Here is an 11,687-nt window from a genome sequence, read left to right on the forward strand (position 1 = left end):
GGATCAGAGGGAAGTCGGCAGCGCGGCAAGGCGCTTCGCCAAGGTTGCGGGATTGTAGATCGCGTCGGCCGCGCCGCGCTCGATCGCCGCGCGCGGCATCTCCGGTGCACCGGCGCTGCCGGGGTCCTGCACCCACGCGGTGCCGCCGAGCGCGCGCACGCGTTCGAGCCCCTGCGCGCCGTCGTCGTTGGCGCCGGACAGCAGGATCGCGAGCAGCCGCTCGCCGTACACCGCGGCGGCCGATTCGAACAGCACGTCGATCGACGGCCGCGAGAAGCGCACCGCCGCAGCGGTCGACAGCGCGACTGTGCGGTCCACTTCGACGAGCATGTGATAACCGGCCGGCGCGACGTACACGCGGCCCGGCAGGATCAGCTCCCCCGCATCGGGTTCGAGCACCGGCAGCGCGCAGCGATGCGCGATCGCCGGCACCAGATAGCTCGGCGAATCGGGCGGCAGATGCGCGACGATCATCACGGCCGCCGCGAAGCGCGCGGGCAGCGCGGCGAGCAGCACCTTGAGCACCTCGATGCCGCCCGCCGACCCGCCGATCACGACCAGTTGATAGCCGCGCCGCGCGTGTGTCCGCGCGGCGGTGCCGGCGTCGGCGGCCTGGGTGGGCGGGGGTTCACTGGTCGAGCGTGGCATCGCGACCTCGCTAACGCTTCTGATAAATGCGTTCGGCCGCGCGAAACTCGTCGAACGCCGGGTAGTGACGTGAAAACCGCAGGGTTTCCTTGCTGCCCAGGCCGAGAAAGCCGCGCCGCACCAGTGCGTTCTCGAACAGCCCCAACGCGCGATCCTGCAAGCCGCGATCGAAATAGATCAGCACGTTGCGGCACGACACCAGATGCGCTTCGAGGAACACTTCGTCGGTGGACAGGCTGTGATCGGCGAACACCACGCGCTCTTTGAGCGAGCCGGCAAAGCGCGCGCCGCCATACGCTGCATGATAGTAGTCCGACAGCGAACGCGTGCCGCCCGCCGCCAGATAGTTCTGCGTGAAGCCCTGGATGCGTTCGAGCGCGTAGATGCCCGCCTCCGCGCGCGCGAGCGCGTCGGGGTTGATGTCGGTCGCGTAGAACAGCGTGCGCTCGGTGAGACCCTCCTCGTCGAACAGGATCTTCAGCGACCACAGCTCCTCGCCGGTGCTGCATCCGGCGACCCACACCTTGATCGACGGGTAGGTGCGCAAACGCGGCAGCACGTGCTCGCGCAGCGCGAGGAAATACGACGGATCGCGAAACATGTCGCTGACCTGCACGGTCAGGTAGCGGAACAGCCGCGCAAACTCGTAGCCGTCGCGCATGATGCGGTCCTGCAATTGCGACAGCGTCTCCACGTTGAATCCATCGAGCGCCTGCGTGAGGCGGCGGCGCAGCGACGACATCGCGTAGTGGCGAAAGTCGTGCTGATACTTCAGATAGATCGCCTCGAGCAGCAGCCGCAGCTCGATGTCGAAATCGCTGATGCGGTGCGGTACCTCAGATGCGGACGGTTTCATCGCATTGCTCGCTTGCGTGCCAACGCTCGCGCCGTCAGCGCTGCCGCAGCCACACGCGGCACAGCGCGACGAGCTTGTCGACGTCGATCGGTTTCGACACGTAGTCGTCGGCACCCGCTTCGAGGCAGCGCGTGCGATCGTTCGCCATCGCCTTCGCGGTCAGCGCGATGATCGGCAGATGCGCGAAGCGCGGATTGCGGCGAATCTCGCCCATCGCGGTCAGGCCGTCCATCTCGGGCATCATGATGTCCATCAGCACCAGATGCACTTCCGGCCCGTTCTCCAGTTGGTCGAGCGCCTCGCGGCCGTTGCGCGCGATCAGCAGTTTCGCGCCGAGCGGCTCCAGCACGTGCGACAGCGCGAAGATGTTGCGCACGTCGTCTTCGGCGAGCAGGATCGTGCGGCCCTCGAACGCATTGTCGCGTTGCCGCACGGTGCGCAGCATGCGCTGCTGCTCCGGCGCGAGCGACGACTCGACGCTATGCAGAAACAGCGTGACTTCATCGAGCAGACGCTCCGGCGATTTCGCGCCCTTGATGATGATCGACTTCGAGTAGCGGCGCAGCCGGTGCTCCTCTTCGTCGGACAGCATGCGGCCCGTGTAGACGATCACCGGCAGTGATGCATGCGCGCTGTTCGCGGCGAGGCGTTCGAGCAGATCGTAGCCGGTGCCGTCCGGCAGCGCGAGATCGGTGACGACGCAGTCGAACGTCAGCGCCGACAGTTGCTCGAACGCCTCGGCGAGCGTCGCGACCGCGACGATCCCGGTGTTCTCGCTTTGCAGCAGCGCGCGGATGCTTTCGCGCATCGGCGCGTCGTCCTCGATCACCAGCACGCGCTTCAGGCGCTGTTGCAGCCGCGCTTCGAGGCGGCGGATCGCGGCCTCCATCGTCGAGCGCGCGGTCGGCTTCAGCGTGTAGCCGATCGCGCCGAGATGCAGCGCCTTGTCGGCATGATCGGTGGCCGACACGATATGGATCGGAATGTGGCGAGTCAGCGGATCGTTCTTCAGCCATTCGAGCACCGTGAGGCCCGAGCGGTCCGGCAGACCGACGTCGAGCAGCACCGCGGCCGGCCGCATGTCGCGCACCAGCGCGAGGCCGCTCGCGGCATCGCTCGCGTGCACGAAGTCGAAGTCGAGTTCGTGCACGAGATCGCGCAGAATCGCGGCGAACGGCGGATCGTCTTCGACCGCGACGATCAGACGGCCCGCGCGGGTGCGATGGTCGCGATCGTCGGCTATCGACGCGGCGGCGGGCTCGGCGGCGTCGGGCAGCAAGGCTTCGCGCGACGCGGTGGGCGGCGCCCGGCTTGCCAGACCATTCGCTGGCGGGATCACCGCGGCGGGTGCGGTGTCGAGCGGCGTGCGCAGCAACGGCGCTTGCGCCGTCGCCCCCGCGCCCATGCCCGCGTTCAGCGCGTTCAACGCGTTCAGCGTGGCGACGCTCGTCATCGCGCTGTCCGCGCTCACGCGCGCCTCGCGCGCCTCGCGCGCATCGAGCGGCAGCCACAGCGAAAACACGCTGCCCTTGCCGACTTCGCTCGCCACCGTGATGCGCCCGCCCAGCAACCGCGAGAACTCGCGCGAAATCGACAGCCCGAGGCCGCTGCCCCCATATTGACGGCTCGTCGAGCCATCGGCCTGCTGGAACGCCTCGAAGATCAGGTCGAGCTTATCGGCCGGAATACCGATGCCCGAATCGCGCACGTCGAAGCGCAGCACGTTGTCCTCGACCCTGGCGACCTCGAGCGTGACCTCGCCGCGCTCGGTGAACTTCACCGCGTTCGACAGCAGGTTGCGCAGGATCTGCGTGAGCCGCTGGCCATCGGTGACGAACGTATCGGGCGTGCCCGGCAACTTGTCGAAGGCGAGACGCAAGTGCTTGGTCGCCGCGATCGGACGAACCATTTCTTCGAGCGATTGCAGCGTCGCCTCGATCGACACCGTTTCGTGCTCGACCGTCAATTGACCCGCCTCGACCTTCGACAGGTCGAGAATGTCGTTGATCAGCACGAGCAGATCGCTGTTCGACGCGTGGATCGTCTCCGCGTAGCGCACCTGCTCGTCGGTCAGATTGCCGCTGCGATTCTGCTGCAGCAGCTTCGCGAGAATCAGCGAGCTGTTCAGCGGCGTGCGCAATTCGTGCGACATGTTCGCGAGGAACTCGGACTTGTAGCGGCTCGACTGTTCGAGGCGCTCCGCATTGGCCGCCAGATCGTTCTGCACGCGCAGCAGATCCGATTTTTGCCGCTCCAGCCGCAGCGCGTATTCCTCGAGCCGCACGTTGGTCTGTTCGAGCTCGGCCTGCTGCGCTTCGAGGCGCCGTTGCGATTCCAGCAGCGCGCGGCCGCGTTCCTCGAGCCCTTCGTTGGAGACCCGCAACTCCTCCTGCTGGACCTGCAACTCCTCGTTCAGCTGCTGCGTCTCGGCGAGCGCATCCTGCAGGCGTTCGCGATACAGCGCCGCCTCGAGAAAATTGCCCATGCTGTGGCGGATCAGCTCCATGAACTCTTCGTCGCGCGGCGTCACCTCGCGCAGGAAGCCCATTTCGACGACGCCGTTGACCTGGCCATCGTTGTCGATCGGCAGGATCAGGAGATTGCGCGGCGCGCCGCTGCCAGTGGCCGACACGACCCGCACGTAATCGGCCGGCACGTCGCGCAACACCAGCGTGCGGCGCGAGCGCGCGGCCTGGCCGACCAGCGTTTCACCCTCCTCGAAACTCGGAGCGGCCGTCTGCTCGCTGTCACGGCTATAGCCGTACGCGGCGATGCGGCGCAGCGTGCCGCTCTGCCTGTCGCGCACGTACAGCGCGGCGACAAGCGCATCGAGATATTGGGCGAGAAACTCGAGCATCGCGCGGCCGACGAGCGGCGCGCTCGTCTGGCCGACGACCTTGTCCGCGAGCAGGCGCTGGCCCGAGCGCAACCAGACCTGCTGCTCGAGCAGCGCGGTCTGTTCGGCCTGACGGCGCAGCACGTCGTCATAGGTCTCGGAGAGGTCCAGCAGTTCGCGACGGCCCCGCCATGCGAGCAGGCCGCTGACGACGAGGCTGAACAGCAGGAACACGCCGACCAGCGTCGCCGTCACGTTGCGCGTCGCTTCGACGCGCTGCTGGCGCAAGCGCAATTCGACGTCGAGAAAATCGCCGAATTCGCGGCGCGTTTCGTCGAATTCGAGCTTGCCGCGCCCCGCTGCGATCGCGCTCTCATAGTCCTGGTTGCGGCGGCGCGCGTCGATGATCTGTTCGGCGAAGCGGCTCCAACGCTCCTGCGAGGCCTCGATCTGCTTGAGCCGCTCGATTTGCGGCGGGTTGTCGGCGACCTGCTTTTTCAACGCTTCGAGCTGTGCCTTGAATTTCGGGCCGCCGTTTTCATACGGCGCGAGGAAACTCTCGTTACCGGTGATCAGAAAGCCGCGCATCGACGATTCGCGATCCACCGCGAGCCGCAGCATTTCGTTGGCGTCGCCGATCACGCGCCCGGAGTGCTCGGCCCAGTTCATCGTCGACACGAGATACGCGATCAAGCCGACGAACAGCGCCATCGTGACGAGGCCGACGCCCAAAGGCAGCGCGATATTGCGGCGAAGGATGCGGCGGAAACGGAGTTGATCGACGGCCGGCGATGCGGTCATTTTTTCTGTAAGTGGCATGGCGGATCGGGTCGATGCGGAATATCTTTCGGGTCTGCGCACGGTGTTGAGTGCCGCGATGCGAGCGCTGTCATCATACAAGGACGACCCGCACGCGCGCGACGCGGAATGCCAAAAACAACCTGGCCGGCTAACACCGGCCAGGCGCCTGCATCGACGCGTATCGACGCGCCGCGTTTCAGCTACGCTCAGCACCGTTCAGCGGCTAACGCGGCAGCGCCTCAGCGCAACCGGCTCGGCCCGCTCAGGCCGGCACCGATTCCGCCTGCGCCGCGCGCGACCACACGCGATGCTGTCCGGCGGCCTTGATGAACGCCTTCAACACATCGGCGGACTGCGAGTCCTCGCCGGTCGCGACGCCGTCCGGCTGCGCGGGCAACTGCGCGGCCGCGAGCAGGTCGCGCCCCGCGCCGAGCGCCGCGATCGCCTTCAGATGCTTGAACGCTTCGAGCACGAAGTGCCGCGCATCGCCCGATTGCGACAGTGCCTTCGCCCCCTTCTCGCCGCCGACGACGATCACCGCGTCGAACATCACCGATGGCAGCCCGGCGATCGTCGCGTCGGGCGCGAGGCCATCGATCTCGGCGAGCGTCGGCGCGATCAGCATCGGCGTCGCGCCTTCGCCCGTGAGCGCCTGCTGCAACTGTTTGATCGCTGCGCTATTGGAGCCGGGTGCGGCGAGCAGCGCGATCTTGCGGGTCTTGATGCCGGGCTTCACGCGATTGAGCAGACTCAACGCCGGCGACGTCTTCGGCCCGACGAGTTTCGCCGTGCCCTGTTTCGGCGCCGGCAAGCCGAGTCCTTCGGCGACCTTCGCGGCGAGATCGGCGTCGAAGTTCGCGAGAATCTCGTTGACCTGGCGCGCGCGAATCTCGGCCTTCGTCACCTTGCCGAGCTCGAACTGATAGGCCGCCGCGATATGGTCTTTTTCCGGCTGCGACATACTGTTGTAGAACAACGCGGCCTGCGAGAAATGATCGGCGAACGAGTCGCTGCGCACGCGAATCTTCGTGCCCTCGACGCGTTCGTGATGGCTGTCGAAGCCGCCATCTTCAGCGGCCGGATCGGTTTCATTCGGCCAGCCATCGTTCAGTGAGTTCGGCTCGTACGACGCCTGGCCGACATGGATCGCCTGCCGATGCATCGCATCGCGCTGATTGTTGACGGATGGACAGACCGGCCGGTTGATCGGAATCTCGTGAAAGTTCGGGCCACCGAGGCGGCTGATCTGAGTGTCCGTGTACGAGAACAAACGCCCCTGCAGCAACGGATCGTTGGTGAAATCGATGCCCGGCACGATATGCCCCGGATGGAACGCGGCCTGTTCGGTCTCGGCGAAGAAGTTGTCCGGATTGCGATTGAGCGTCATCTTGCCGATGATTTTCACCGGCACCAGCTCTTCCGGAATCAGCTTGGTCGGATCGAGCAGGTCGAAATCGAACTTGTGCTCGTCGGCTTCCTCGACGATCTGCACGCCCAGTTCGTACTCCGGATAGTCGCCGCGCTCGATCGCTTCCCATAGGTCGCGGCGGTGAAAGTCCGGGTCCTTGCCCGCGAGCTTCTGCGCTTCGTCCCACAGCAGCGAATACGAGCCGAGCATGGGACGCCAGTGGAACTTGACGAAACGAGCTTTGCCCTGCGCATTGACGAAGCGGAACGTGTGAACGCCGAAGCCTTCCATCGTCCGAAAGCTGCGCGGAATCGCGCGGTCCGACATCGTCCACAGCACCATGTGCGCCGATTCGGGCACGAGCGAGACGAAGTCCCAGAACGTGTCGTGCGCGGACCCGCCGGTCGGCATTTCGTTCGGTGCTTCCGGTTTCACCGCGTGCACGAAGTCAGGAAACTTGATCGCGTCCTGAATGAAGAACACCGGCATGTTGTTGCCGACCAGATCGAAATTGCCTTCCTGCGTGTAGAACTTCGTCGCGAAGCCACGCACGTCGCGCACGGTGTCGGCAGAGCCGCGCGGACCTTGCACGGTCGAGAAACGCACATAGACCGGCGTTTCGGCGGCCGGGTCCTGCAAAAACGCGGCCTTGGTGTACTCGCGCATCGATTCGTAGACCTTGAATACACCATGCGCGGCCGAGCCACGCGCATGCACGATCCGTTCGGGAATGCGCTCGTGGTCGAAGTGCGTGATCTTTTCACGCATGATGAAATCTTCGAGCAGCGATGGACCGCGCGGTCCCGCTCGCAACGTGTTCTGGTTGTCGGCAATCTTGACGCCCTGATTGGTCCTCAGGGCCTCGCCTTGCGGCTTCACGCGATTGCGTTCGAGATCGTTCGATTTCGCGTCGTTCGACTGCGCTGCCCCGTTTGCCTGGGCCGCGGGCTCCTGGGTGTTCGCTTTACCTGCCATGGGGATCACTCCTTCTGTTCGGGCGCGCGGCGACGGAGGCGTCGCGGCGCACGATCACGGAGTCAGCAAGGGCTATACCCACGAAGTCACGGCGCAGTGGCTGCGACGCGGCGGTGCGTCAGAACCGGTAGTTGATCGATATGTCGGCGACGCCGTTCGCGCGGCTGCGCGTGATCGGACTGTTGCCCGCGCTGCCGACGAGCTGCTCGAACGCGCCGTCGGCGGTCGCGAACCAGTGCTTGCTGAACAGCCAGATCGCGCTGACGCCGAAACCCACCGACTTGAAGCCCGCGCTCGCGTGATACTGCGGATACTGCGAGTGCGCGGCCTGCTCCTGATTGACTCCGAACCAGCTGTTCATGTAATTGGAGTCCGCGAGCACCACGTTCGGGCCGGCGAACCAAATGAACTGCTTCGTGCTGCCGGGCATCGGCATATAGGCGCCGAGATCGCCGATCCAGCCGTTCGATCCGCCGAAATAGCGGCGGATATCGGCGCGCAGGACGAGCGGAAAATCCTTCGACACGACGTACTCGCCCGAAAGCTTCAGACCGGGCGCCGGGTTGATGTTGCCGAGCCCGTTGAGTTCCTGCGGATCGTCCTGGCCGCGTCGCCCGAGGTCGTAGACCGCGGCGAGACTCATGCGCCAGTTCTCGCCCTGTGCGAAATTCACGCCGAAGCCTTCGCCGCTCGACAGAAAGAACAGATCCTTGTAGCGCACGTCGATGCTCGGGCCGGTCACCAGGTGATAGCGGTCCGATCCTTCGAAGCGCGGCTGGAACGACGTGGCCACGCCGAAGCGCAGTTGCCAGTCGGGAATGTTCGGCTGCCACATCTTCTGCAGCGGAATGCCCACCGAATATTGCCATTCGCCGAGCGGCGACGGCGTCTGCGCGAAGACCACACCCGGCACGCAGGCCATCGCGCCCAAGGTCGCGGCGACGAGCGAGCCCGCCGCGATGCCGGTTTGTTTATGGCGAGGCATGGCGCCCCGCTTCTTTCTACGTCTGTTGACCACCGGAAGCCTCCAATTTCGCTCGTCGCGATGAGGTTAGGTTTGCGCCCGGGGTCCAGCGCGGACCCAAAAACGCGGACGACCGCCGCGCTGTTACTTACGGCGTGTAATTTTTCCAATCGATGAAGCGGGCAGCGCGATGTGCACGAGGCGCGGCGAGCCCGCATGACCCCCGCGCTCGTGTGGCCACTGCGCATAGTCCTTGCGCGCCGCGGTGACGTGGACAATGGCCAACGGAACATTGCTGCGCAAGATATGCGCCAACTCTGTGGAAGATTGGTGACGAGCGCGACCCAAGGCGTAACCCGAAGACGGTCCGGCGCTGCGGCGGCGCCGCTGGCGCCGCCGTTCAGAGGGATTATTGCCCTGCTTCGACGAGCACCGGCTTGTCGCGATACAGGTTGGGGAACAGGCGTTTCAGGTTGGCGATTTTCGGCATGTCATTGAACACGATGTAGGCCGAATCGGGATGCAAGGTCAGATAGTTCTGGTGATACGACTCGGCCGGATAGAAGCCCTTGTAGGGCTCCGTCTTCGTGACGATCGGCGCGGGGAACACGTGCGACTTGTCGAGCTGCGCAATGTAGCTTTGCGCGACGTGCCGTTGCGCGTCGTTCAGCGGAAAGATCGCGGAGCGGTATTGCGTGCCGCTGTCGGGCCCCTGACGATTCAGCTCGGTCGGGTCCTGAACCACCGAGAAATACACCTGCAGCAACCGGCCGTAGGTGACCTTGCCAGGATCGAACGTGACCTGCACCGATTCGGCGTGCCCCGTCTCGCCGCCGCTGACGGTCTCGTACTGCGCGGTGTCGCGTGAGCCGCCCGAGTAGCCGGACACCGCCCGTGTGACACCGCGCACATGCTGGAACACCCCCTGGACGCCCCAGAAGCAGCCACCCGCGAACACCGCGGTTTCCTCGTGCGCGGTGCTGGCCGGGATCGGCTCGTCGAGCGCGGGCGGCGCGATCACGACGGCGCTCTCCGCCGCGAACGCGACGCGCTGCGCGAGCGGCAACGCGAGCGCGGCCGCGCCTAGCAGCAACGACAACACGGCCGCGCGTGTGCGTTTCGAGGTGCCGCCGAACGATGTAAGGAATTGCGGTCTGTTGCGAGTCATGATGGTCGCTCCGGAAAAGTGCCGGCGCCCGCCCGCGTTGGCACGGTGCTGCCACGGCCGCATGCGGGTGCGCCGAAGCTTGGTCGCGCGGGCGCGGCGTTTATGACAGCATGCGCGCTTTCGCGGGCGGCGGCGCGGCCGCGCGGCTCACAGCGGAAATTTCGTGGTCGACAGGATTTCCTTCAGCACCATGAATGAGCGGATCTGCCGTACGCCCGGCAGATACAGCAACTGCTCGGCGTGCAGTCGATTGAAGCTGTCGCTGTCGCGCGTGCGGATCACCATGAAATAGTCGAACTCGCCGGTCACCACGTGGCACTCCATGCAGCCGGCCACTTTCTGCGCGGCCTTCTCGAACTCGGCGAACGACTCGGGCGTCGAGCGATCCAGTACCACGCCGATGATCACGAGCATGCCCGCGCCGGCCGCCTTTGGATCGAGCAGCGCGACCACGCCGCGAATCAGCCCCGATTCCTTCAAGCGTTCGACGCGCCGCAAACACGCCGGCGCGCTCAGCTTCACTTTCGCGGCGAGCGCCACGTTCGAAATCGACGCGTCGGTTTGCAACTGCCGCAGGATCGCGCGATCGATGCGATCGAGCGGGTGGTGAATCGCGCCGATGCCCGAAGGTGGCGCTCCAGCACGAACTTTCGTTGCGCTCATGACCATATGTACGAAGTTTTATTACGAGGTGGACATTCTTTGATTTCGAAAAATACGTCCACGCGATTTTTTTCGCAAGCTCATTTCTGGCGGTTTTTCCTAACATGAACTCATGGAAATCACCCCACCACGGAGCCGCGATGAACCTGCAACGATTCCCCCGCTACCCGCTCACCTTCGGACCGACGCCAATTCAACCGCTCAAGCGTCTGAGCGAGCATCTCGGCGGCAAGGTCGAGCTGTATGCCAAGCGCGAGGACTGCAATAGCGGCCTCGCGTTCGGCGGCAACAAGACCCGCAAGCTCGAATATCTGATCCCCGATGCGCTCGCGCAGGGCTGCGACACGCTCGTGTCGATCGGCGGCATCCAGTCGAACCAGACGCGCCAGGTCGCGGCGGTTGCCGCGCATCTGGGCCTGAAGTGCGTGCTCGTGCAGGAGAACTGGGTCAACTACTCGGATGCGGTGTACGACCGCGTCGGCAACATCCAGATGTCGCGCATGATGGGCGCCGACGTGCGGCTCGTGCCGGACGGCTTCGACATCGGCTTTCGCAAGAGCTGGGAAGACGCGCTCGACAGCGTGCGCGCGGCCGGCGGCAAGCCGTACGCGATTCCGGCCGGCTGCTCGGACCATCCGCTCGGCGGCCTCGGCTTCGTCGGCTTTGCCGAAGAGGTGCGTCAGCAGGAAGCCGAACTGGGCTTCAGGTTCGACTACATCGTCGTGTGCTCGGTGACGGGCAGCACGCAGGCTGGCATGGTCGTCGGTTTCGCCGCCGACGGCCGCGCCGATCGGGTTATCGGCATCGACGCATCGGCGAAACCGGCGCAGACACGCGAGCAGATCACACGCATCGCGAAGCGGACCGCCGAGAGCGTCGAACTGGGCCGCGACATCACCGCGAAGGACATCGTCCTCGACGAGCGCTACGGCGGCCCGGAATACGGTCTGCCGAACGACGGCACGCTCGAGGCGATCCGTCTGTGCGCGCGGCTCGAAGGCATGCTGACCGATCCGGTGTACGAGGGAAAGTCGATGCACGGCATGATCGACAAGGTGCGTAACGGCGAATTTCCGGCCGGCTCGCGTGTACTTTATGCGCACCTGGGCGGCGTGCCGGCGTTGAGCGCGTATAGCTTTATCTTCCGCAACGGTTGATAGGGTTTAGGGGATTAGCCGACGGGCGTCCGCGGTTCGGTCGCGAGCTTCTTCCTCAGATGCCTGCGCAGAAACTCGACGAATGCCCGGATCGTGACCGAGCTTTGCCGATGCTGCGGATACACGGCATAGACGCCCGTCGCCGCCGGCAGGAACGCTTCGAGCACGGGCACGAGTTGTCCGCTTGCGAGCGCATCGGCGACGATGAAAT

The 11,687-nt window shown here is 65.2% G+C and carries 9 protein-coding genes; 1 reads left to right on the plus strand and 8 read right to left on the minus strand.

The features are described from left to right. Positions 1 to 3 precede the first annotated feature (3 nt). The 7 genes from OKW40_RS38125 to OKW40_RS38155 all read right to left on the minus strand — a co-directional run bounded on the left by OKW40_RS38125 (position 4) and on the right by OKW40_RS38155 (position 10,319). Positions 4 to 648: a chemotaxis protein CheB gene (locus OKW40_RS38125; protein ID WP_429493943.1), complete on the minus strand. Its 645-nt coding sequence runs from the start codon at positions 646 to 648 to the stop codon at positions 4 to 6. 10 nt (positions 649 to 658) lie between these two features. Beyond that, positions 659 to 1,504 carry a CheR family methyltransferase gene (locus OKW40_RS38130; RefSeq protein WP_429493944.1) on the minus strand — a complete coding sequence of 282 codons (846 nt, stop codon included), beginning with the start codon at positions 1,502 to 1,504 and terminating at the stop codon, positions 659 to 661. A gap of 34 nt (positions 1,505 to 1,538) precedes the next feature. Continuing rightward, positions 1,539 to 5,141, minus strand: a complete 3,603-nt coding sequence (locus tag OKW40_RS38135) for a response regulator (protein ID WP_429494010.1) — start codon at positions 5,139 to 5,141, stop codon at positions 1,539 to 1,541. 262 nt (positions 5,142 to 5,403) lie between these two features. Further along, a complete protein-coding gene (gene katE, locus OKW40_RS38140; protein WP_429493945.1) occupies positions 5,404 to 7,524 on the minus strand; it encodes a catalase HPII in 2,121 nt (706 codons plus the stop codon). Between the two features lie 118 nt (positions 7,525 to 7,642). After that, on the minus strand, positions 7,643 to 8,542 hold the full coding sequence (locus tag OKW40_RS38145; RefSeq protein ID WP_429353672.1) for a MipA/OmpV family protein: 900 nt from the start codon (positions 8,540 to 8,542) through the stop codon (positions 7,643 to 7,645). A gap of 355 nt (positions 8,543 to 8,897) precedes the next feature. Continuing rightward, complete coding sequence (msrA, locus tag OKW40_RS38150; RefSeq protein ID WP_429493946.1) at positions 8,898 to 9,656, minus strand: peptide-methionine (S)-S-oxide reductase MsrA; 759 nt, start codon at positions 9,654 to 9,656, stop codon at positions 8,898 to 8,900. A gap of 147 nt (positions 9,657 to 9,803) precedes the next feature. Next, positions 9,804 to 10,319, minus strand: coding sequence for an Lrp/AsnC family transcriptional regulator (locus OKW40_RS38155; RefSeq protein ID WP_026226668.1), 516 nt, complete (start codon positions 10,317 to 10,319; stop codon positions 9,804 to 9,806). A gap of 140 nt (positions 10,320 to 10,459) precedes the next feature. On the opposite strand from OKW40_RS38155, the gene OKW40_RS38160 reads away from it, so the two are divergent. Beyond that, positions 10,460 to 11,476, plus strand: coding sequence for a 1-aminocyclopropane-1-carboxylate deaminase (locus tag OKW40_RS38160; protein WP_184060003.1), 1,017 nt, complete (start codon positions 10,460 to 10,462; stop codon positions 11,474 to 11,476). A gap of 14 nt (positions 11,477 to 11,490) precedes the next feature. Here the strand turns inward: OKW40_RS38160 and OKW40_RS38165 are convergent. Next, positions 11,491 to 11,687 (minus strand): LysR substrate-binding domain-containing protein (locus tag OKW40_RS38165; protein ID WP_429493947.1); only part of this gene is annotated, 197 nt, incomplete at its 5' end.

Origin of the sequence: Paraburkholderia sp. RAU6.4a (assembly GCF_050435625.1) — a bacterium.
GTDB lineage: Bacteria > Pseudomonadota > Gammaproteobacteria > Burkholderiales > Burkholderiaceae > Paraburkholderia > Paraburkholderia tuberum.